This is a genomic window from Nonlabens dokdonensis DSW-6 (assembly GCF_000332115.1).
Taxonomy (GTDB): domain Bacteria; phylum Bacteroidota; class Bacteroidia; order Flavobacteriales; family Flavobacteriaceae; genus Nonlabens; species Nonlabens dokdonensis.
The window spans coordinates 724,599-746,638 of record NC_020156.1 but is presented as its reverse complement, the minus strand read 5'-3'; the positions used below and the strand labels follow the sequence as shown (position 1 = coordinate 746,638).

The 22,040-nt window shown below is 37.7% G+C and carries 31 protein-coding genes; 11 read left to right on the top strand and 20 right to left on the bottom strand.

Going from position 1 to position 22,040, the window contains the following annotated elements; genetic code table 11:
* Positions 1-16: 16 nt before the first annotated feature.
* The 8 genes from DDD_RS03330 to DDD_RS18090 all read right to left on the bottom strand — a co-directional run bounded on the left by DDD_RS03330 (position 17) and on the right by DDD_RS18090 (position 4,497).
* Positions 17-775, bottom strand: coding sequence for a hypothetical protein (locus tag DDD_RS03330; RefSeq protein WP_015361331.1), 759 nt, complete (start codon positions 773-775; stop codon positions 17-19).
* Complete coding sequence (locus DDD_RS03325) at positions 772-1,212, bottom strand: hypothetical protein (protein WP_015361330.1); 441 nt, start codon at positions 1,210-1,212, stop codon at positions 772-774. Before DDD_RS03325 ends, DDD_RS03330 begins: the two co-directional genes overlap by 4 nt.
* A gap of 3 nt (positions 1,213-1,215) precedes the next feature.
* Positions 1,216-1,443, bottom strand: a complete 228-nt coding sequence (locus DDD_RS03320; RefSeq protein WP_015361329.1) for a hypothetical protein — start codon at positions 1,441-1,443, stop codon at positions 1,216-1,218.
* Entirely contained in the window at positions 1,412-1,984 is a 573-nt protein-coding gene (locus DDD_RS03315; RefSeq protein WP_146250760.1) for a hypothetical protein, read from the bottom strand. The genes DDD_RS03320 and DDD_RS03315 overlap by 32 nt, the downstream gene beginning before the upstream one ends.
* A gap of 2 nt (positions 1,985-1,986) precedes the next feature.
* Positions 1,987-2,505: a hypothetical protein gene (locus DDD_RS03310; protein ID WP_236613391.1), complete on the bottom strand. Its 519-nt coding sequence runs from the start codon at positions 2,503-2,505 to the stop codon at positions 1,987-1,989.
* Positions 2,506-2,593: 88 nt separating this feature from the next.
* Entirely contained in the window at positions 2,594-3,232 is a 639-nt protein-coding gene (locus DDD_RS03305; RefSeq protein ID WP_041566892.1) for a hypothetical protein, read from the bottom strand.
* A 102-nt stretch (positions 3,233-3,334) separates the two neighbouring features.
* Positions 3,335-4,243 (bottom strand): hypothetical protein, encoded by a 909-nt coding sequence (locus tag DDD_RS03300; protein WP_015361324.1) that lies wholly within the window; start codon positions 4,241-4,243, stop codon positions 3,335-3,337.
* 80 nt (positions 4,244-4,323) lie between these two features.
* Positions 4,324-4,497 (bottom strand): hypothetical protein, encoded by a 174-nt coding sequence (locus tag DDD_RS18090; RefSeq protein ID WP_015361323.1) that lies wholly within the window; start codon positions 4,495-4,497, stop codon positions 4,324-4,326.
* 256 nt (positions 4,498-4,753) lie between these two features.
* On the opposite strand from DDD_RS18090, the gene DDD_RS03295 reads away from it, so the two are divergent.
* On the top strand, positions 4,754-5,479 hold the full coding sequence (locus DDD_RS03295; protein ID WP_015361321.1) for a DUF6088 family protein: 726 nt from the start codon (positions 4,754-4,756) through the stop codon (positions 5,477-5,479).
* Positions 5,479-6,462 (top strand): nucleotidyl transferase AbiEii/AbiGii toxin family protein, encoded by a 984-nt coding sequence (locus DDD_RS03290; RefSeq protein WP_015361320.1) that lies wholly within the window; start codon positions 5,479-5,481, stop codon positions 6,460-6,462. The genes DDD_RS03295 and DDD_RS03290 overlap by 1 nt, the downstream gene beginning before the upstream one ends.
* On the opposite strand, the gene DDD_RS03285 is transcribed toward DDD_RS03290, so the two are convergent.
* From DDD_RS03285 to DDD_RS03270, 4 genes are all read right to left on the bottom strand, one after another.
* Positions 6,459-7,595 (bottom strand): hypothetical protein, encoded by a 1,137-nt coding sequence (locus DDD_RS03285; protein WP_015361319.1) that lies wholly within the window; start codon positions 7,593-7,595, stop codon positions 6,459-6,461. The two genes, DDD_RS03290 and DDD_RS03285, sit on opposite strands and share 4 nt — an antisense overlap.
* A gap of 65 nt (positions 7,596-7,660) precedes the next feature.
* Positions 7,661-8,587, bottom strand: a complete 927-nt coding sequence (locus DDD_RS03280; RefSeq protein WP_015361318.1) for a zonular occludens toxin domain-containing protein — start codon at positions 8,585-8,587, stop codon at positions 7,661-7,663.
* Positions 8,588-8,589: 2 nt separating this feature from the next.
* Positions 8,590-9,576: a hypothetical protein gene (locus DDD_RS03275; protein WP_015361317.1), complete on the bottom strand. Its 987-nt coding sequence runs from the start codon at positions 9,574-9,576 to the stop codon at positions 8,590-8,592.
* Positions 9,577-9,580: 4 nt separating this feature from the next.
* Entirely contained in the window at positions 9,581-10,033 is a 453-nt protein-coding gene (locus tag DDD_RS03270) for a hypothetical protein (protein WP_015361316.1), read from the bottom strand.
* 195 nt (positions 10,034-10,228) lie between these two features.
* On the opposite strand from DDD_RS03270, the gene DDD_RS03265 reads away from it, so the two are divergent.
* The 5 genes from DDD_RS03265 (at position 10,229) to DDD_RS03245 (ending at position 15,005) form a co-directional block, all read left to right on the top strand.
* Complete coding sequence (locus tag DDD_RS03265) at positions 10,229-10,426, top strand: helix-turn-helix domain-containing protein (protein WP_041566891.1); 198 nt, start codon at positions 10,229-10,231, stop codon at positions 10,424-10,426.
* Positions 10,427-10,496: 70 nt separating this feature from the next.
* Positions 10,497-11,564 carry an AAA family ATPase gene (locus tag DDD_RS03260; protein WP_015361314.1) on the top strand — a complete coding sequence of 356 codons (1,068 nt, stop codon included), beginning with the start codon at positions 10,497-10,499 and terminating at the stop codon, positions 11,562-11,564.
* Positions 11,561-12,223 (top strand): DUF4276 family protein, encoded by a 663-nt coding sequence (locus DDD_RS03255; protein ID WP_015361313.1) that lies wholly within the window; start codon positions 11,561-11,563, stop codon positions 12,221-12,223. Before DDD_RS03260 ends, DDD_RS03255 begins: the two co-directional genes overlap by 4 nt.
* An 86-nt stretch (positions 12,224-12,309) precedes the next feature.
* On the top strand, positions 12,310-13,446 hold the full coding sequence (locus DDD_RS03250; RefSeq protein WP_015361312.1) for an HNH endonuclease: 1,137 nt from the start codon (positions 12,310-12,312) through the stop codon (positions 13,444-13,446).
* Positions 13,443-15,005 carry a nucleotidyltransferase gene (locus DDD_RS03245; protein WP_015361311.1) on the top strand — a complete coding sequence of 521 codons (1,563 nt, stop codon included), beginning with the start codon at positions 13,443-13,445 and terminating at the stop codon, positions 15,003-15,005. Before DDD_RS03250 ends, DDD_RS03245 begins: the two co-directional genes overlap by 4 nt.
* On the opposite strand, the gene DDD_RS03240 is transcribed toward DDD_RS03245, so the two are convergent.
* Genes DDD_RS03240 through DDD_RS03215 form a run of 6 tightly spaced genes read right to left on the bottom strand, consistent with a single transcriptional unit; the run spans position 15,006 to position 18,185 of the window.
* Positions 15,006-15,494, bottom strand: a complete 489-nt coding sequence (locus DDD_RS03240) for a hypothetical protein (protein WP_015361310.1) — start codon at positions 15,492-15,494, stop codon at positions 15,006-15,008. It lies immediately after the preceding gene.
* A 2-nt stretch (positions 15,495-15,496) separates the two neighbouring features.
* On the bottom strand, positions 15,497-15,742 hold the full coding sequence (locus DDD_RS03235) for a hypothetical protein (protein WP_015361309.1): 246 nt from the start codon (positions 15,740-15,742) through the stop codon (positions 15,497-15,499).
* Positions 15,743-15,744: 2 nt separating this feature from the next.
* Positions 15,745-16,305: a hypothetical protein gene (locus tag DDD_RS03230; protein ID WP_015361308.1), complete on the bottom strand. Its 561-nt coding sequence runs from the start codon at positions 16,303-16,305 to the stop codon at positions 15,745-15,747.
* A gap of 9 nt (positions 16,306-16,314) precedes the next feature.
* Positions 16,315-16,851: a hypothetical protein gene (locus tag DDD_RS18125; protein ID WP_015361307.1), complete on the bottom strand. Its 537-nt coding sequence runs from the start codon at positions 16,849-16,851 to the stop codon at positions 16,315-16,317.
* Between the two features lie 3 nt (positions 16,852-16,854).
* Positions 16,855-17,178 (bottom strand): hypothetical protein, encoded by a 324-nt coding sequence (locus tag DDD_RS03220; protein ID WP_015361306.1) that lies wholly within the window; start codon positions 17,176-17,178, stop codon positions 16,855-16,857.
* Positions 17,178-18,185 carry a DUF7192 family protein gene (locus DDD_RS03215; RefSeq protein ID WP_041566890.1) on the bottom strand — a complete coding sequence of 336 codons (1,008 nt, stop codon included), beginning with the start codon at positions 18,183-18,185 and terminating at the stop codon, positions 17,178-17,180. Before DDD_RS03215 ends, DDD_RS03220 begins: the two co-directional genes overlap by 1 nt.
* 137 nt (positions 18,186-18,322) lie before the next feature.
* Between DDD_RS03215 and DDD_RS03210 the strand changes: the two genes are divergently transcribed.
* Genes DDD_RS03210 through DDD_RS17495 form a run of 4 tightly spaced genes read left to right on the top strand, consistent with a single transcriptional unit; the run spans position 18,323 to position 20,882 of the window.
* Entirely contained in the window at positions 18,323-18,694 is a 372-nt protein-coding gene (locus DDD_RS03210) for an ArsR/SmtB family transcription factor (RefSeq protein ID WP_015361304.1), read from the top strand.
* Positions 18,695-18,704: 10 nt separating this feature from the next.
* Entirely contained in the window at positions 18,705-19,316 is a 612-nt protein-coding gene (merTP, locus tag DDD_RS03205; protein WP_015361303.1) for a mercuric transport protein MerTP, read from the top strand.
* 1 nt (position 19,317) lies between these two features.
* Positions 19,318-20,664 (top strand): dihydrolipoyl dehydrogenase family protein, encoded by a 1,347-nt coding sequence (locus DDD_RS03200; protein ID WP_015361302.1) that lies wholly within the window; start codon positions 19,318-19,320, stop codon positions 20,662-20,664.
* Positions 20,665-20,675: 11 nt separating this feature from the next.
* Positions 20,676-20,882 carry a GDCCVxC domain-containing (seleno)protein gene (locus DDD_RS17495; protein ID WP_083892368.1) on the top strand — a complete coding sequence of 69 codons (207 nt, stop codon included), beginning with the start codon at positions 20,676-20,678 and terminating at the stop codon, positions 20,880-20,882.
* 2 nt (positions 20,883-20,884) lie between these two features.
* Here DDD_RS17495 and DDD_RS03195 read toward each other — a convergent pair whose 3' ends face one another.
* Together DDD_RS03195 and DDD_RS03190 are read right to left on the bottom strand one after the other, a co-directional pair.
* A complete protein-coding gene (locus tag DDD_RS03195) occupies positions 20,885-21,835 on the bottom strand; it encodes an AAA family ATPase (protein WP_015361301.1) in 951 nt (316 codons plus the stop codon).
* A complete protein-coding gene (locus tag DDD_RS03190) occupies positions 21,825-22,037 on the bottom strand; it encodes a hypothetical protein (RefSeq protein ID WP_146250759.1) in 213 nt (70 codons plus the stop codon). Before DDD_RS03190 ends, DDD_RS03195 begins: the two co-directional genes overlap by 11 nt.
* Between the last annotated feature and the right edge of the window lie 3 nt (positions 22,038-22,040).

The following is a 22,040-nucleotide window of genomic DNA, read 5'->3' as shown; positions in this document are numbered from 1 at the left end:
TGTGATAAAAAGTAGTTTATGCATTTGCTCTATAATTTTCTATGAACGCTACCACATCTTTGGTGCGTTGTACCTGTGATGCGCCCACGTGATGCGGATTGTTCCCAAAAACCTTGGTCACGGCATAAATGGCTTCAATGGTTGGAAAACCGTAGTCCAGATACTTTTTGATTCCGCAGAGATCTGCTGTTTTTTGACTTCTGGTATTTAGGAACCAATGACAACCTTCGTGAGCCAAAATCGCCACACGAATGGGAATGGTGTAGCCAATAAATAATCGTTGTGAGATCTGTACACGTGGCATCTTGCGGTGCGTACGAGCTGGTGTAATCAATTCTTTACCAAATGCATCAGTAATCGACGGTAAGTATTGAAATAGGAACTCGTGATTTTTAGAGTCATAAAACCCAGTAGGCGTGTGTCCAGCTTTTTGTGCAAAGTCAATCGCAAAATCCATAAATCGATGTTCTTCTTGCGATGCCCAGACTTCAGCAGGTTTCATTTTGTCTACCTTGAAGTAGCTCATATCAAACTGATAATCTTCGCCTGAAACTTTATCAAACAATTCCATTTCCAAAACTTCTGGCGTAACGGGCAAAGAGATCACGAATTCACGTTTCTCATTGCCTTCATAAAACTGTGCCTTCCTTCTGAAATAATAGGTGTTGGGATATCGCGGATCATACACTCGAATACCCAATTGCACCGGCATTTTAGAAGTAATTCCAAGCCTGATTTTAAATCGCTCTTTATTTGATGGAATTGGGACTATCATTGCTGGTAGAGTTGCTTGTTATTTTTGCTCTTGATAACCACTAATCCCACTACGCCCACTACAACGACACCACCTAGAACAAACACGATTGTCGGTATGCCTTTCTTCTCTTCTTCAGGAACATCTGGTGCGCCAAAGGAAAAGTCATAATCTGATGGTGCATCTGTAGCACCTCCAAATACTGTTGTTGGTTTTGGTTGTGCAATGGTGTCAATCGCGGCACCTATAGCTGTAGCACCGCCCATATCTTGAACGGCAGTACCTAGTTTAGAAAAGAAGGCTTTGCTTTTTGCTCGACGAGCAATCCGCTTTGGCGCACTTCTTCTAGCGGCTCTTCGTGCTTTTCTTTTGGCACGACGCGCTTTACGTTTCTTCTTATTTCCGAAGAAATCGTCGTAGTTATCGTCCAGCATATATTCTGTTTCTCCTGTAATCATAGATTATTGTACTTCCAGAATACGCAAGGTGCTTCCGTTGGGTTCGTAATTAATTTTCTTGTAGCCTTTACCCACAAATGGGTAGCTTTTTGCTTCGCCTGGATCAAGAGAAACGCCATTCACTTTTGCAGTTTTCTCTCCTATGTTCTTCACAGATCCATATAGAAATCCTTCTTCAAAAATTCCATTCTCAGAAACCTCACTTTCCTTTATTTGCGCCAGTATATCCATTGCTCTTCTTTTTGATTTGAATGTATTTATAGATGCCAAAACCTAATGCTCCAGTAACACCAACGATGGCGATTACTTTTACTATTTTTCCTGTTTTGCTATCTGATTTCATTGCCTTTTTAGCAGCTTCTTTTTCTATGGCAGCAGGAACTTGCAGGCTTGCAATTTGTGCTTTCGACACTTTAGTACTAGTTGGACTGGGTTTTCCTTTTTTGACCAACGTAGGTTTAAAAATGGGTTTGTTCGGTACTTTAGATTTTATGGGCGTGCCCTTTGGAATCAGAATACTTACAGGAACTTTGGACGGTAACTTTTTGCGTACAACTTTCCTTTTCTTTATTGGTCGCGGTCGTCCTTTTATAATAGGCGGTCGTCTCAAAATTTTACGTTTGGGTGCTCTTTTGATTTTTCTCTTAGAGCGTCTCGCAAGCCTTCTGGACTTCCTACGTTGTCTTCTGATTTTCCTGCGACCACGGTTAAAGCTATCATAGCCTTCATCATCGTACACGTCATATTCTGTTAATCCAAATGTGTTTGTCATAGCTATTTTGGCATTTGTGCACGCTGACCGCCATAAGGCATCGGTGGCTGTTTAGACTTCATTAATATCGCTGCGCCAATCCCGAGAACGACCACGCCGCCACCTATCATCAGCATCATATTTGTTTTCTTTTTGGCTTCGGCTTCCTTGCGTTTTTGCTCTTCACGGCGACGCGCTTCTTCACGTCGTCGTTCTTCATCGCGACGTCGCTGTTCTTCGCGCATTTGTTGCATACGACGCTCCATATCTCGTTTTGCAGCAGCGGCTTGTGCGGCTGCCGCAGCAGCACCGTTATTGCTACTACCAGAACTTCTGCGTTTCTTCTTTTTGAAAAGTCCGCCCAGTATTCCTACGGCACCTTTAGCAACGGCTCCCCAGAATTCATCTTCTCTTCCTGCAAGTCGTGAGATGAGTTCGGCAAGCGCTTTCGCGAAAGCAGATTTTTCATCCTTCATCAATTCTACGGTCTCATTGATAAGTGCTTTATGCGATGGTCTATCACGGAAAGTGATGCCGTACACGCGCAAAAGTTGTTGCAGTTCCAGTGGGTAATGAAGAATTAGGTAAGAGATATCATCTATCGCCTGATTGTATTTAAGTTGTTTGGTTTTATTTGCCATTTTTTAAGTCAAGTTTTATGCTCGCACCTACCAACACACCTGCGATGAATACTACTCCGAAAAGCAACATTTCATCCTTTGATATATGAATTCCTTTTTGATCGTCCTGTGTTGCGGTTTTGGGTTCTGGCTTGCTTTCCTTGCGTTTACGCAACTCATTCCAGACCATCTGTACTTCTTGAGCAAGATTTTTATCTTCTGGTGCATCGTTTGAGCGTTTTACGATGCCTTTATAATAATTCTCTAATCCTTTATCATCGTAGGATGAGAACTGGCTCAGGAAACTATCTTCATCTCCAGAGCCTGCATAATTCGAATGACCACAGGATTTGCAATAGTTTTCCGCTTTCGCGAAAGCGTTATTATTACAAGCAGGACATTTAGCATCTTCAACAGAATTTACTTGGAGAATCGCAGCCTTGTCTGGGTGGATGGCTAAAAGATCTTTTATGACCTTTCTGCCTTTGTTTTTAACCAGTTCTTTAACTGCTTGCGACAAGTGTTGCTGACTTTCTATCTTCTCAAAACCATAGTCAAACAGCAAATTATTTGCTGCGTCTGTATTGTGGAACACGATGTAATCTATCCTGTTCTGTGCGAGATTTTTGGGGTTATTGTTACGTTTCATAGGGTGTCGTTAAAAAAGAACAGCCAGAGCTAGGTTTGGGGGAAACCGTGACTCTGGCTGTCTAAATTAGGGAAAGAGTCAAGACTCAAGTCGGAGCTCCAACTAGCGTCTTTTACGTCTTACTAGGCGTGACTTGGACCGTCTCGCCACCGGTTTTCTGACATATCGACGACGGCTTACAGGTCTCCTGCGAGAACGTCTCACTCTACGTCTGGGACGCCCTAATCTGGGTTTTCTACGACTACGTATGAGGTCTAATTGTGGAAGTCCTGTTGTACGTGGTGCACGAGAAAGTTCTGCAACGTTTTGACCTTTGAGCAAGTTGCCCAGGTTTGCTCTTGCCTTAATGGTAAATGTGAATACGGCTGTAACACCATCCTCTACCATAATCTGAAGGGAATCCTGTCCCGTCACGTCCATCTCGAAGTTGTCATCGTCAATGAGCGTTTGCGTAAAGTTTTGAGGCGATGTGGCATTACGCGGTTGATACACTCTGGTCGTTTTTGAACCTGAAGCTGTCCTACGCTCTACACGCAATACATTATCAAACTGTAATGGATTGCTCACGGAATATTTCATTCCAGCAATCTTAAAAGGGTTTGCCTTACTCTCTTCTCGTACTTCTTTGTGACTGGATTCTTCGATCTCTACAGTCACGCCATTAGGTTGTGCTGCTTCACGGTTTCCACCAAATACATTAGCCTCTGCCGCTGCACCTGATTTGTTTGTGATCACAACCGTAAGCGTACGATCATTAGGGTCAATCTTACCTACAGATGCTGCGGTGTAGTCGTCATAATCATCTTCAAACTCGCCTTCATCTGCATAATCGTCATAATCATCGTACTCGTCTTCATACTCATCATCATAACCATCTTCTAGGCCTTCAAAGCCTGTATCGAAGTCGTCTTCATCATCGTAATCGTCAAAGTCTTCTCCGTCGTCGTAATCGTCGTATTGGTTTTCTGCGTCTTCTTCGTAGCGCATTAACTCGTCGTTATAATCTTTCATTATTGTGGGATTTGTCCATTGCAACAATGGAATTTTGTGTTGTCAAGAATAAATAGCCCTTGCTGGCGCATCTCTAAATGCTATGCCTTTTTTGTAGGGGCTGCCGCAGTCTTCTTGTTTTTTTCTGCTAGCTTTTTTGCCTTCATCTTTTGAACCATCGGTGCTACAATGAGCGTTCCGATTGCGATGCCGGCGATTCCTGCACCTACGCAATACATTATAGGTTGCCAGGCGATATCATTTTTCTGTGCCATTTGTGGGTTGTTTTTATAAAACTGTTTATTATAGTTGGCAGGTCTCTAAACCTTGTGAATACAAAGATGTAGGGAAGTGGAAGGTTTACCGCTGTTCAGAAAGGGACTTTGGGACAATACCACAGATACTAGAGAATATGATACAATTGATACTAGAGAAACAAGTATAGGAATAGTTATTACTATATATGTCAAGTAAATGAATGTAAAAACTTGACATTATAAAGAATTAGAGTATCTTTGTAATGTTTTAACTATGAATATAACAGCATATATAAAAGATAAGGTAGCTCGTATAGATGCAGGAGACGCATTTACATACGATGATCTTGCTATACCTGAAGGTGAGCTTACTGCTGCATCTAAATCTCTAAGTAGATTAGTAACTGCTGGTACTATTAAAAGATTTAGAAAAGGTGTTTATTATAGACCTAAGCAAACAGATTTTGGCGAATTGAGACCAAGAGATACTGAGCTCTTAAAAATATATCTTTTTGAAGGAAACAAACAAGTCGCTTATGTTACCGGTGTGAGCCTGTACAATCAATTAAGATTAACCACACAAGTACCAAGCATCATACGTGTCGCAAGTGATTCAAAACAAGTACGCGGTAAAGTAGGCAATACAATTGTGCGGCCTGCCAAAAGCTATGTAAAAGTGTCAAAGAAAAATATCCCATTATTACAAGTGCTAGATGTTGCCAAGGATTTTAAAACTATTCCAGATGCTAATAGGTCTCAGATACTTACTTTCTTAAAAAATAAAATTGCTCAGTTTTCAGGAAAAGATCTGGAACGTTTTACCGCTTTCGCGAAAGCGTACCCACCTAAAGTCGCCGCGTTAATAGGTGCTATTTATGAGTTTATGGGATTAGAAAAACAAAGTCGTGCGCTACGTGATAACATAAATGCACTAAGTACCTACACCTTTGGAATAAGCAAAGATTTATTACCTACAATTAACAACTGGAACATCGCTTAATGAAATTACACGAATATAAAGAGCCATTTAGAAATGCCATACGAGCAGCCGCAGATCATTATGGCATTGCCGAAATTTTTATAGAAAAGGATTATTGGGTAACATTTGCGCTCAAGCAGGTATTTAATAATCCTGCTTCTAAGGATATTGCAGTATTTAAAGGTGGTACTTCTTTATCAAAATGTCATAAGATTATTGAGCGCTTCTCTGAAGACATAGACCTAGTTATAATTACCCAAGAAGTTGACGGAAGTAACGCCATAAAAAAGAAACTTAAACTAGTTACGGAAGCTGTGAAAGAACCTCTCGTAAATGTTCCTGGTCACTTGGTTGAAAACAAAAAAGGGAAGATTAGAAAGCTGGTGTACAGCTATGATAAGAACGGAATGGATGGAGCATTTGGGCACGTGCGCGATGAGATTGTTGTAGAAGTATCGAGTTATGGAAGCCCACATCCTAGCAGCACCATTGAGATTCACTCAATGATTACAGGCTTGATTGCCAGTACAGGAAATGTAGATCTCATAACCAAATATGAGCTTGAACCCTTTAAAGTAATTGTGCTCGATATAGAACGTACATTTTGTGAGAAAATCATAAGTCTGGTGCGATTTTCATATACCGAAAATCCTCTGAAAGATTTAGCCGATAAAGTAAGGCACACTTATGATTTACATCAGCTATTAAAGTTAGAACAGATACAAGATTTCTTAGATAGCGAAGAGTTCTCAAAGATGCTGAATCAAGTAGGAAAAGATGATGATAAGGCAATACCAAATGACAAGGATTGGCTATCACAGCATCCTAGCGAAGCACTCATATTTGATGATCTTGAAGGCGTTTGGAATAAAATAAAATCAACTTACAATAGCTCTTTTAAAGAGTTGCTTACTGGCGAATTACCAGATGAAAAAGAAGTTCTAAAATCTCTAAACAAAATTAAAAGTCGTGTGGGAGAAATTAAATGGGAGCTCAAACCTTAAATTACTATTTCAGCCTCTCTCGGATTGATGTGCTCATCAGGCACAAAAAACTCCATTGTACTTTCATCGTGTTCTAAATTTTCGAAACCTATAAATGACGAGACACGATTTAGATTGCTATTCGGATCCTGATAATAAATATACAGAGGACTATTTGCCTTCACTAAATCAATTATAATTCTATCAACGATTCTATTGTATTGGGGAAATGAGTAACCAATAATCACTAAAATATCAGTACGAGAGGCTATATTTCTTACCTTATCAGATAGTTCTTTTTCCCAAGAAAACTTGATGGCACCGTAATCGTGATAATTATTAGAACGAATTTTAAATTGACCGACATTATCATACAAATCCTTTAAATACGTATAAAGGTTACTCTTTAAGAAGTTCCTCGCTGTTGTATAATCTTTGGATTCATATTTAAAATAACCACTGTGACCGTTCAAATGATGAATATTCATATCTTGTTTAGTCTCGTCAAGATTTTCTAGAAATCTAAACCTCCTATTGATGTCATCTAGACATTTAATTGACTCATCTTGATACATATTTATAAAAGCTAATTCGGCCTGCAGATCATAATTCCAAGAGAGAATATTTATTTCCTTTTTTAGAGATACTTCACCATATTGGTCTGATTCAGTGATCATATTCAACCATTGGATGTAACGCGTGTCAATTACTTGCTTTGACGGAAGAGGGTTATTCTCGGTAGCCCTGAAAGGCATATAGTCAACATAAAATTGCCAAATATCTAAGTAAACGCTTAAAGTTTTCTTTAGCCTATTTAACTCAACTTTCCGATTTCTTTTATGAAGGAGATTTGCATAACTGTCAATAGTTCCATTAGTATTTGCTTTTTCCGCAAAATATTTGAGGTCCTCAATTAGCGTTTCAAGAAACTTAATTTCATTATCATCAAAGTGATCGTACCTTGAACTCTCCATAATTTCTGTCTTAAAAACACTTTTAGGGTTTTTAATAGCATTATCGATTTTATCTGCCACGTGTAGCATTGAGCTTGCTTGCTCTGACCATATTGGAACGGAATTATAGCTAGCACCTGCTCCAAGCAGATAGGTGATATTTAAATCTTTCTTCAGATTATATTTTGAATATTTAGCCATTACTCAAATCTAATAGAATTTGAAAGAAAACAAAACAGATTCAAACAAAATCAGAAACGGAATAATCACATAGGCCCAACCAGACCATCCTCGTGATACCGCAACTTATCTGAAATCAGCTTTACTATAGCATCGTTCTTTGTTTTGTAGATATTATTACCATCAAAATCTTGCTCATTTAAAAGCATTTTGACTTTGCGTGATTCTTCCTGATCGATAAACTTTTTACAAGCTCTTATAAAAGCAGCACGACTACAACCACGTATGCGCTGCTCACGCATATTGATATAAACAAAGAAACTTTTCTGAATCTTGTATTCCATTTCTGTAATCTTTCCCATCGCAAAGGCATTAGAACATAATTCATATTGCTCATCTACAATAAGCTGACCTATGCGTACCATTTGGTATTTTGGGATGCGCTCTCTGTAGCGCGTGACATCATCTACCTGATGGTGCAACCGTAACCAAGTACAGTTTTGCCATTCTGATGTTGTAATTTTTGCAACAGATTGGTGTGTAAGTACAATATCAATTCCTTTGTGACGCACAGTACAGAGTGCTCCAATCATCGATTGTCCTTTCGCTCCTGTCATATAGTGGTCAATATCGTCCAGTACAACAAGTCCATTTTTGAAGTGCTTCATTATTTTAGTAATCACTTCCTTTTTCTCATCATTATCCATAGGCGAGCCGTCTGGATTAAAGGGTCTGATTCTACGCGAAGAGACTTTTGTAAGTGCCTTCAAATGATTGGGACTCACGGTTCGGAATTGCGGATAATCATCATCATTGGTATCAAAAGCTAGCACTTTACGACCTTTCTTTCCTACCGCAAGATGATCCATCATATAGCGTTTTATTTCTTGCTTGTTGCGATAGGTTTTCCCAACACCAGTCTCGCCACAAACGAGCAAGATCATTGGTTGACGTTCCAGATCTTCTTTTAGGTAACTGATGGCTTTTCTTCCACGATTAGAAGTTCCTGACATAACTACTCGCTTTTAGGTTCGTCTTGAGCAACCTCTAAAATTGTTGCTTCAGGAATATCTTCATCTACTTCTTCAAAATCTACTGCTTCCGTTGTCTGTGGTTCTTCTATTTTCGCTTTCGCGAAAGCTTCATCAGTTTTAATCTCTTCATCATCAAAATCTAATTCTTCCTGAAAATCTTCATTCTCATAATCTTCTTCAACTTCATCGTTTACTTCTTCAGCAGCTGAAGCTTTTTCATCACGAATAATATCGAGAATACGCTCTTCGAGAATGTTGTTTTCTGCACGCACTTCCATAACTACTTGTGCCTTTTTCATCAAAATAGAAAGTACTGCGCCCATAAGCTGTTGCTCTGGCGTAAGCTTTTTAGCTTTTTTCCGAAGAATTTGTGCAAGCAAAGGACGTAGTAGCGCCTTGTCTTCCTTATCGAGTTTTACACGAGCAACGTTTTTGTCGTTCTGCTGATCGATGACCGAGATAATCTCATCAAACTCATAGAATTCCTTATGCTTACTGATTTTTACAAAATAACCACCGCCAACTTCCAAGACATTATTGGACATACCTAGCAGCGCATCGGCAGCTTGATTGGCTTGGCTTAGTGGTAATTCAAAATCCTCATCGGTAGGTTGTGGTTCATCGTCGTCCTCGTAACCGCCACCATTAATTTCTTGCTCTGGTGCGTCTAGTGGCTGATTGCGCTTTTCTTGCTCAACATTTTCTTCTACCGTTTTACGAAATTCTGATTGCTCAGAATTCGTTGCGACTGGTTCTTCCGGCATTTGATGTGGCCTGTCTGGTTTCCAAACGTTCCAACTCTTCTGTTTATCTGGGTCATTATCGACTGGACGCTCGCCACCGATATCTTTTTCTATTACGGGCTGATTGAGCGGACTGCTTTCTTCGCCCTGAATATTTTCAAAAGTGATTTCTTCGGGAGCTGTGGTAAGGACATCTTTTACTTCTTGAGCTATTTCTTCTTTCATATTCTTAATTAAGTTTTGCGATAAAGTTGACCACGTTGTTTTCCAGTATTTTGAACTTGGCTACAAACGGTTTGTAAAAACTAGGTATGGAAAGAATCTCATCGCATTTATGGTAGTTATACATCACGGCACGCTTAGACTGCTGGAAGTTCTCGCCAATCTTTGCATAGCTCGTATCTGTATATTTTTTGAGCAGAAAATAGCAGGCCATCCGTGCATCGCGATATTCCTGAATGGTACTGGTATAAAAATCTGTTTCCTGAAGATTGAAAATCTGGATACTTTGTGAGACGATGTACACTAAAAGCAGTTTCACTTTCTGTGTATCGCTGGACTGTAACTGGGTGTTGCCCGAAAGATTGTTTATGACTTCAATGGTTTTTACAAGACCAAACTTGCCTATGAGCATATCAACACTCTGCTGTAAGTCACTATAATCGGGCTGTTCTTTTTTCATCTGGCTTCGAATTTATTCTCACGTGCCAAACTACTAAAAAGGAGTTTTCGGGAAATTGTTAATTGTTGAATAAACTATTAACACTGATTTAATGATGGTACAATTCTATTTAGATAAAAGCCATAAAATATATTATAATACAGTGTGTTTTATCTCTAAATATTATATATTTAACATTCCTAAAAACTGAAAATGATGAATCGGATTAAAGAAGTTTTAGAAGCGAAGGGAATTAAGCAAATCTGGCTATCAGAACAATTAAATAAGAGCTACAATATAGTAAATGGTTATGTGCAAAACAGATCTCAACCAAGCTTAGAAGTATTGTTTGAAATAGCAAAAATTCTCAATGTAGAGCCCAAAGATTTATTACAAACCATCAATGAGAAATAAAATTATCATACATAAGCAATAACAGAGATGTTTAGAAATAAGACATAATAATGGAATTAATTTAACAATTATGCTTGACAATATAAAAATCAATGGATTTAAATCCATTAGAAAGCTAGATTTAGATTTAGGAATGATTACAATCCTAATAGGAAGTAATGGTGTTGGTAAATCTAACTTCATTTCTTTCTTCAAATTTGTGAATAATATTTACGAGCAACGGTTACAACAATACTCACTTAAACAAGGTGTTGAGAACCTTCTTTACTTTGGGCGAAGAAATACAGAACAAATAAAAGGGTTTCTCAATTTTGGTAACAACGCATATTCTTTTGAGTTAGAACCTAATGAAAGCGGTGGTCTCTTTATATCTTCAGAAGAAAGTATATATCATCCCGCACCGAATAATAGAGCCTTCTGGAACAATAACATACAAGAGAGTGGGATTAAAAACTCTAATACTAGAAGAGATATCTATTTACGTGAACATATGGAAACGTTCAAAATTTATCACTTTCACGATACTAGTCCGAGCGCACCATTACGCACGCCTTCCAATATAAATGATAATAGATTTTTAAAAGAAAATGGCGATAACCTAGCGGCGTATCTCTTCTATTTGCAAGAAAAACATCCTAAAAGCTATAAGAGGATTGAGAAAACAATCGCAAGTATTGCTCCATTTTTTGAACGATTTAATTTACAACCAGATAGACTGGATGAGTCTCGAATTAAATTGATTTGGAGCGAAGTGAATCAACCAGAATCTTATTTTGATGCCAGTCATCTATCTGATGGTAGTATTCGTTTTATTGCTCTAACCACGCTATTGTTGCAACCAGACTTGCCTAAGATTATTATTATAGACGAACCAGAACTAGGACTTCATCCAGTTGCTGTAAATAAACTTGCAGGATTAATTAAGAGTGCTGCGGCAAAAGGATGTCAAGTAATTGTATCTACTCAATCTGTAAATCTTTTAAATAGCTTTGAGCCTGAACATATTATAACTGTAGATAAAATTGACAATCAGTCGAGTTTTGATAGATTGGATGATAACGACTTAGACAAATGGTTAGAAGATTACTCAATGGGAGAATTATGGACAAAAAGTGTCATTAAAGGTCAGCCATTATGAAGAGAATTTTAGTCATAGTAGAAGGCGATACTGAAGAGGCATTTGTAAACGTATTATTGCAACCTTATTTTATTGCAAGAAATATTTCAATCTCTTGTTTCAAGATCAAACATTCTAAAGGTGGAATGTCAAAATATTCCCATTTCAAGAAGGATATAATTAAAACTGTATATGAGAGCAATGTTATTTTAACAAGTTTGATTGACTACTATGCGTTGCCATCCGACTTTCCAGGATTTGAACAATCAAAAACGATAGTCGACAAAGCAAGTCGTATGACTTATCTTGAAAATGCAATTAAAGAAGATATTGAAGAAACGCAACAGCAAACCTTTGACCATCTATTTCCTTACATTCAATTACACGAGTTTGAAGCGCTTATTTTTTCATCGATAGTAGGTATTCAAGAATTATTTGAGGAAAAGGCTGTAAAGGTTGCTGAATTAAAATCTGTTTTCGCAAATTTTTCAAATCCAGAACTGATCAATGACGGTGCCGCCACAGCACCATCAAAAAGATTACTACATTTAATAAATGGTTACAATAAAGTTGTAGACGGGAATTTAATACTTGATGAAATAGGTCTAGATACCATTATAGAAAAGTGTCCAAGATTTAAATGGTGGTTACTATCATTAGAGCAAAGAGCAATTGTTTGATACTTTCTCAATTCCAGGAACCTTATAAAATGAGAGATGATTAGATAAACACTGTCAAAGGAATGGATTCAACAATTACGAGTTAAATGGCTAGAAAACATATTAAGTTAGAAACAAAACTAATTCTCTGGGGTAAAGCTGCTGGTAGATGCCAATATGATGGATGTAATAAACAGCTATATATCGATGGTCTAACGAATGCCGAATTTAATACTGCATATATAGCACACATAATTGCAGATAGTTCTAATGGCCCGAGAGGTCATAAATTCTTATCAGACAAACTAAGTGATAAAATTGAAAATCTAATGTTATTGTGTGATGAACACCATCGTTTAGTTGATCGTAAGCAAGTAAAAGAACATACTGTTGAACGTCTTAATTTGATGAAACAAAATCACGAGGATAGGATGATCAAACTAACTGATATATCAGATAGTAAAGAGTCCCATATCATAATGTATGGAGCAAATATAGGAAAACACAACAGCCCACTTATATACTCAGATGCGTGTTTAGCATTGAGACCAGATTATTACCCTGCCGAAACTAAACCAATAGCTCTAGGAATGAAAAATTCTTCTTTACAAGATGATGAAGATGAGTTCTGGAATTTTGAGAATAATCATTTAGAAAAAATCTTTGATCGTAAGGTGAGGCCAATTTTAGAAGAAAGCGCTATTCAAAACTTCTCGGTTTTTGCAGTAGCACCACAGCCATTACTAATAAAGTTAGGCTCGATGCTAAACAATTTTGCTAATGTAACGGTATATGCGAATCAAAAAGAACCTAAAACTTGGAATTGGCAAGAGAATGCTCAAAAAAAGAATTTTTTTAAATTAATTAGACCTGAAAATGTCAGGAAAAATATTGCCTTAGTTTTCGCCCTGAGCGCAGACATAATAGACAGTAGAATTTATGATACTCTTGGCAGCGAAACTTCCATTTGGAAAATCACTCTAGATAAAGTTAATAACGATTTCATTAAACATCAAGATGATTTGGCTCAATTTAGGAAATTTATGCGTATTGTTCTAAATGAGATTAAGAAAGAACACGGTGAATGTAATCGAATATCGGTTTTTCCGGCTATGGTTCCAGCGGTAGCTGTAGAATTTGGCCGAATCTGGTATCCAAAAGCAGATTTGCCACTAACAATATATGATCAAAACACAGTGAGAAATGGTTTTATAAAAACGATTGAAATAGAGAATAAAAAATGATTAAAACTTTCTACCCTAAAACCAATTTAAATAAAGTTTTAGAAGATATAACGATAGCTTTAGATATTACTCAACGTCAATATGCTGACGCTGAAAGCCGGTATCAAGCCGTCGGTAAGTTTTTAGGTGATTGTCCAAAAATAAGCAGGTACAACCCTCAGGTTTACCCACAAGGTTCATTCAGATTGGGCACAGTTGTTAGACCATTGCTAGATGGAGAAGAGTACGATATAGATTTAGTTTGTCTGCTACAAAGTAGCTATAATCAAACCACTCAAAAACATATAAAGAACTTAATTGGAGACAGATTAAAGGAGCCACAATATATAAATCAGTTGGATAGAGAACATAGAAGATGTTGGCGACTCAACTATCACACTGAATCTAAATTTCATTTAGATATAATTCCAGCAATTCCAGATGATGACTCAATAAAGATTTTGAATGAGAGCAGATTACCGCAAAACTATATAAATACGGCTATAGGCATTACTGACAACACAAGTGACTATTACAATTCACTTTCAAATGATTGGACGAAAAGTAATCCGAAGGGATACGCAGAGTGGTTCAAAGATCAAATGAAAATCCAGCTTAATGAAAGTATTAAAAATTTGGTAGGTTTAAAAGGTGCCACCATAGATGATGTGCCTTTATATAAAATAAAAACACCTTTACAGAGAGCTGTCCAGATATTGAAACGCCATCGTGATTTGCATTTTGAACACGACGACTTAGATAGACCTATTTCCATAATTATAACCACATTAAGTGCTCAAGCATATAACAACGAAAATAATATCTACGATGCTTTGATTTCTATTCTTCAAAATATGGAAAGTTTTATAGGTGTTGATGCAGAGGGCAACAGTGTAATTACTAATCCTGTAGATGTAAGAGAAAATTTTGCGGATAAATGGATTGAATTTCCGGCTCGTGAAGAAAATTTCTTTTTATGGTTAAGTCGCGCAAGAATGGATTTTGAGAGTTTAGCTGACGTTTCTAATTTGGAAAAGTTAGAAATGAATTTAAACGAAGCGCTTGGTTCAAGAGTTGTTTCAAGATCAATTCTAAAGAACCGCTCATTATTTAATTCGGATTCATTACCCACAGTGCTTCGATATCCTAATGCAATTGACTACAGCCCAAATGAGCAATTTATTGAAGAACAATATCCAATGCATCTCATATATGACCTTAAAATTAATTGCAAGGTTAAACAAGATGGATTTCGGGAACAGTCCTTGAATAACTTATTTATTCTCAAAAAGAATAATTCTCTTAAGTTTTTTATCCAAAAAAATTCTACACCCAAACCTTATGAGGTCAAATGGAAAGTTAGAAATAAAGGCGTAAAAGCCAAAAGTCACGGCGTACGTGGAAAAATAGTAAACGACAATGGGACTGAATCTAAAACTGAACATTCCAGTTTTTATGGAAAACATTTTGTTGAATGCTATATTATAAAAAACGGTATGTGCGTTGCAAGACATAAAATAGATGTTCCCATTGCTGGTCCGCTTAAAGTTATTGCATCCAGTAATTCTAGATTTTTTTAACTATATCCTCTCAATCCCATACCGATACCTAAACACACTCGTCCTAGTCACACGATACTTCCCAATAATGGTTTCCCAACCTAAAGCGACCTTTACGCCCAGATCTTTAAACGTAGATCTACCGATATTTTCAGTACGTCCCATTTTTACGAGTTCGTTAATGATGTCTTCGTCGGTGGGTTTCTTTTTTTTAGTTGGAGCTGGTATGTCTTCCATTACTTTCTCAAAGGCAACTTGTTTTTCTTTGAGCTCTTCAGTAATCTCGTTGTGCTCTAGTTGATCTGCATACTCTTCATCAATGTCTTCTAAAATTTCCAGATCAAGAGCTTCTAGCTCATCCAGTAGTGCATCTTTTTCACAAACCGAAACATTATCCAGTAGCTTATGCATACGGTCAAAAATTTCGATTTTCTCTTGAATGGGTTGTAGCAACAACTCTTTGGCAAGCTGATTACGTTGTAGGAATATTTGGTGTTCTATCTTTTTCATAATTATGCAGGTATTGGGATGAGTTTTGGTTTTTCTGTAAGTGATCTTTCTATTATGTTTGAAAGTGCTGCGGTCGCAAGCGACGTTGCGATAATGATACCAGTGGTTTTTAGTAATTCAGCGCCTTTAGGGATTTGCAGTTTGAACTTATCGCTTTCTGCGTTCTTACCTAGATTATAGTAAATAAGCGCCTCGGCAATACCTATGGCAAGGCCTGCGCCTGTGATGATCAATACTTTTTTATTCATAATTACTTTTTAGCTTTTTCTTCCATTTTGTCAAACTTCTCTTTAATCGCATCCACTCCTTTTTCCGTCGTCACAAAATTCATTTTATAGGCGTTCATAATGCCACGATGGGCACGCAACAAGACCTTTTCGGCTTCTTTTTGTACACCTACATCATCCTTTAATTTTACAGGAATTAGATTGGCTATCGAGATAAAGTGACCTTTAATTTTAGTGTGGCGCATCGGTTTTGGCTTCTTAGGCTCGTTTTTGCGCTTCTCTTCATTAAACTTGCGGATTTTCGCTCGACACAGCTTAATATCAGTAGTCATTTTATCCAGTTCCTTTTTGACGGTTTTAGATGGCGCTTTCTTTTTGGTTGGCTTTGCTTCTTTCACGATGGCGTCTGGCGAAAGTCGCTCCACCATCGAGAATACTTTTTCAATATTCTCTTTGGCAATTTCTTCAAAAGCTTCTTTATCTGAAGTTTCTTTATAATCGGCCAGCAATTCTTTTACTGCGGTTTGCAAAGCATCTGGTTGCACGGCGCTCAATTTGAGCTTTTGTAATTTTTCTATGGTCATAGTTGATTTTTAGGCGGCGATTAATAATTCAAGTTCCAAAAGCGATAAGGCTCTGGCACGTTCTTTTTCCTGTATGCGTATGGTTTCTTTAGACGATGCTGTTTTTTTATCGGCTGTAGTTTTCGGCTTTCGTTTTACATCATTATTAGTATGCTCTACGCCAAACTCTTCAAAACGCCCTAAATCTTCTTTATTCGCAATAAGCGCTTCGGTTTCAGAAGAACGGTCTATGCCGTACACTTCTTTATCGGCTTTAAAACGTTTTTTTGCTTCGCCTTTTGAAAGTAGCTTCCATTGAAAACCATCGCTCATTGTGTAGATTTCGCCACTTGAAGATTTCTCGTCAGGATGAAGCATTGCGTATAAAAGCGCGTCTGCTTCCTGCGCTTTTAGGTCGCTGTTTTTGAAATTATCCGACGCCTGTTGTATGACTTCCCAGGCTTTTACAGGATCAAGCTCGCTGCCCGTAAGCGCTACGATTTCATCCTGATTTTTAATAGCGAGCGCCTTTAATTCGGCTTTTGAAATATCTTTGGTTCTATACATTTTCTATAATTTATGATCTATGGCAAATTGTTGATGATACAGCGGCTCCAGCGACCAGATAAACTCGTTTGCCTCGTCCTGATCGGCATAATGAACAGAGCACATTTGCGATGTCCCATCCGTTTGGAAACATTCATAGCGATACTGCTGCACCGGATTATCTTCGTTAGAAATATCAATGCTCGTCCAGCGCAGGATGAGTGAGTTTTCTCGCTTTCGCGAAAGCATAATCTCAAAATCCCTACATTGTTCTTTACACCCTTTATTGATTTCAATCGCTCTGTCCATAATGGCGTCTATCACGCTTTGTTTCAATTTCTTCTTCATCAGGCAGCGAGTTGGTTTTTATAATTTTCTATGATTTGGGTCACTTCCTTGACTGCGGTTTCCATCGCGTAACTTTGTTCAAAGACGAAGCCTGCTGGGTTGATCGCTTTCGCGAAAGCGGTACCCATTTGAGCCGTAATCGATCCCAGACCAGACGGAATCGTCAAGCCGAAATAGTTGCTCAACGCCACCAAACCCTTAAAGCCACGATATCTAAAATAGCGCGGATCGCTACTGGTAAGTAACAGCTGATTCTTATCCAGCTTGTCCTGAAAACGCTTCACACGCACGCACGCCATTGCTACCTGATTGCGGAACGACGTGCCTAACATCACATTTACCTCTACCGAAATACCGCGTAGTTCCAGAAAATCAACCAACTCTGCGCAGGCAAGCCCGACGTAAAGCAATTGATCGCCCTTAACGTTAGCATTTGCGCCGGCCATTATATATAGTTGCATCGATGGGTAACTCATCTGCTTATCTTGAAAATAGGCGTACACACTTTTTACCGAAGTAGAAATCTGATGATTGCGCAGTTCTATATTCATCTGGCTGACGGCAGTACTGACTGGCGTTTGCGTATTTACAGGAAAGTCCTTGTACATCGCCATCGCAGCACGCTCAAAAGAGAACACGCCAAGACCGCGATCGTTGTAAGCCATCTTAGGTTTAGGCAACACAGAATCTTGTAAATAGTCTAAATAGGTTGCCAGTTTGTCTTTAACCTGCGGTTGAATTTTCTGCGCCAGTTTCATTCCTAAAAAGGTGCGATGTTCTTCGAGTTCTTTCACATCTTTTGGCGTAGGTGTACCGTACCAATCGGTACCAGAATTTAAGTTTTGGGATGTGCTTTGTACCACATTATTCCATCGTGAAGCATTGCTACTGGACAGTTGCTGTATCTCGTGATCTACAAACGCATTAAAGGCAAATACACTATCAAACAAGAGATAGTTGTATTTGCCACTGTTACTCTGGGCGATATGTTTTTGTGGTCGACTCACGTAATTCTTTTAAAAATAGAATTAGTGGTGCGAGTTGTTTGGGGATGGGATTGTAGTTTGGGACAATTTTCGGATGTATTTAAGCATTTGCTTAAATACGTAATTAATTATATATTTGCACCTCTAAAGCAAATAATATGAAACTTGAAATAACCTGTACAAGAGCAGAAGCAAATCAAAAACAGTTACAAAACTGTATGGATACATTAGATAAAATGGAAGAGAGTTTTCAAAAAATATCAAAGCTGTTATCCATTTCAAGTAATGAAGTTCGATTAAAAATTCTATATCTCTTAAATATGGAGAAAGAACTATGTCCCTGTGACTTAGCTGATATTTTAAAAATGAGTGTTCCAGCGGTTTCACAACATATTAGAAAGATTAAAGATGCTGGTATTATAACAGCAAGGCGCGAAGGACAAACTTTGTATTATTCATTAAATGAAGATGAAACGGATATTTTGGAGAATATCTTCAAGTCAATAAAATTAAAAAGAAAAATAGCATAATTATATAGTTATGAGTTCAACAAAAAAATCAAAAAGCGCGGCGTACACAGGAATGTTTGCAGCTATTGCAGCATCGTCGTGTTGCATACCACCTGTTATTGCGCTTATAGCTGGAGTTGGTGGAAGTGCATCTGCATTATCTTGGATGGAACCTTTTAGACCCTATTTAATTGGTTTAGCAATTATAGCAATAGGCTATGCTTGGTATAGTTATCTAAAACCAATAAATGAAGATGATTGTGGTTGTGAGATAGATGAAAAACCTAAATGGTTTCAAACTAAAGGATTTCTTATTGGCATCACCATATTTGCAGGATTATCAATTGCTTTTCCTTATTACTCAAATATGTTTTATCAAAACACTGAAAAACAAATCATAGTAGTTGACAAATCAAACATAAAAACTACAGAGTATAAAATAAGTGGGATGACCTGTGCCAGTTGTGAAGCACACGTCAACCACGAAGTAAATAAACTTGACGGCATAGTAAACTCAAAAACATCATATGAAAATGGTAATGCAATCATTGAGTTTGACGAAACCAAGACTAATGTGTTGGAAATTGAGAAAGCAATTAACGCAACAGGTTATAAAGTAACTAACAAAAATGAAATCAATTAGTATGAAAGAATATGATGTATTCATAATTGGTTCAGGAATGTCAGGAATGACTATCGCAAATAAATGTGCCTCAAAAGGTCTTTCGGTCGGCATAACCGATGAATTACCATACGGTGGTACTTGTGCATTAAGAGGTTGTGACCCAAAAAAAGTGATTATAGGGGCTACGGAAGTACGAGACTTTGCTAAAAGGCTCAAAGGTAATGGCATTGACACCGTACCTAAAGTCAATTGGAAGGACATTATGGATTTTAAACAAACTTTTGTAGATGAGATGCCGCCTAAAATAGAAAAGGGATATGAAAAGAGCGGTATAGATACATTCCATAGTTCAGCAAAATTTTTGTCAGAAAACACATTAGAACTTGGAAACGACAAAGTAAGGGCTAACAAAATTGTAATCGCATCAGGTTCAAAACCAAGAGTTTTAGAGTTTGAAGGTGGTCATTATGCCAAATCCAGTACCGATTTCTTGAATTTAGAAAAATTGCCAAAATCATTATTGTTTATCGGTGGTGGCTATATCGCTTTTGAGTTCGCCCATATCGCAGCTCGATGTGGAGCAGAAGTTACTATTGTTCATCGTGGACAAAATCCCTTGGAAAATTTTGAACAAGATATTGTAAAACATCTTGTTTCTGCCACAAAAGAATTAGGGATAAAACTCATTCTTAATACAGATGTTACTGTTATTGAGAAAGTAGATAATCAGTATAGGATAAAAGGTAAATCTCAAGAGAAAACAGAGTATTTTGAAGCGGAAGCAGTATTTAATTCTGCTGGTCGTCCACCTTCAATATTCGATTTAAATTTAGACGAAGCCAACATTGTATTTACTAACAAAGGTATTACGGTAGACAAATACCTTCAAAGTACTTCAAACCCTCATATTTATGCAGCCGGCGATGCGGCAGATTCAGAAGGTTTGCCTTTAACCCCAGTTGCGGTTTTGGAGGGTCATACGGTTGCTTCAAATATAATCAAGGGCAATTCTAAAGAAATAAGTTACCCACCAATGCCAACGGTAGTTTTTACATTGCCTACAATTGCGTCTGTTGGCTATTCTGAATCGAAAGCGAAAGCGCTGAACTACAATATTCAGGTAAATTATAAAGAGGTTGGCAATTGGTTCAATGCCAAACGTTTGAATGTAGAAGAATATGCGTTCAAAACTATAATTGACGTAGAAACCCAAACAATTTTGGGAGCGCATTTAATCGGACCACATACAGAAGAAACCATAAATCTCTTCGCAATGGCCATAAAAACAAAGTTGAAAATTAATGATATTAGAAAAATGATTTTCGCATATCCTACATTGGCTTCAGATATAACATATATGCTTTAAAAAAAAATTGAATGGAAACTATATTAAAATCAGAAATTACCTGTCCTAACTGCGGACATAAAAAAGAAGAAGATATGCCAACAAATGCTTGTCAATTTTTCTATGAATGTGAGAATTGTAAAACAGTTTTGAAACCAAATGAAGGAGATTGTTGCGTGTTTTGTTCTTATGGAACAGTTGCTTGCCCACCAATTCAAGGGAGAACTAGTTGCTGCTAGATCTACCCAATCCGCCTCTTGAACTCCTTAATAAATTCAGCCTTCATCACACTACCTTTATAAGAATTAAGGAACCCTTCGAGATTTACTTCAGTCTTGATATGTTCCGCTTTTTCTTTATTCATTGCTAGAAAGTAGCTGTGAAGTGCATCTTTTAGGGTTTTGCCATTTGGCATTTTACGGTAGGTTTTACCGAACTCATCTTTCATTCCTGTTTCACGCTTCATTTCGAGTTCGTAAGCGCGTTCTAGGTTGAGCATCGTACGCAAGGTCATTATATCTTCAGTATCGTCATCGCCACCTTCTTTTCCTTCGTAACGTAGGATGGATTTACGTATCTCCAGACAAATATTCACAACTGGTGGATAAACTAGCTGGCGCTCTAAAGTTTCATTAAATCCTATGCGGTAAATACAACCACTAAATCGGTCGAGCAAAGAGGCATCCTGTTTGTTGTTTCCTACATAATTACCACTTGCTCCTTTACCAATCACATTACCAGTAGCAATGCAACCAAAGTTGCGGTGCTTTACGACTGGCTCATTTTTACCGTTAAAGATAATGGCATCTTCTTTGGCGCTTTTAGCCAAAGCATCATTGAGTAATCCTGCGGTATTGGCATCCAACTTTGGCATTTCGTCCAAAATCAGGATTTTGCCATCACGCCAGGCTTCAATCAATGCACCTTCTTTGTAGCCAGTAATAGTCTGACCGCCTTTAATATCAATTGGCGATGTCCATTGATTACAATTCACAATAGTAAAAGGCAATTCCTGTCCATCATTTTCAGATCTTCCGTTGATGGCATAGGCAATCTTTTCGCCTAAGGTTGTTTTTCCAGTTCCAGCACTTCCAACCAAATAAGGGTTGTTCCCAACGCTCAGATCATCCATCACTTTCATAAATTGTGGAATCTGTTGTACTTCTGGAATATCGAGTTTTCTATTTGTCATACTTACGTGATTTTTTAAAAAGTGTATCTGCGGCAGCGTTTGCTTCTTTCTTTGTAGAATAAATGGCCACGATCATTTGAGCATCCATACCACCTCTAAATTTATTTTTCAGCTCTTGCATCGTTGTTGGTTTTCCACTAAAAATACCTTTACGAGTATTGTAGAATGGACTGTACAAGACGTACATTTTGTTGGGATTCACTTT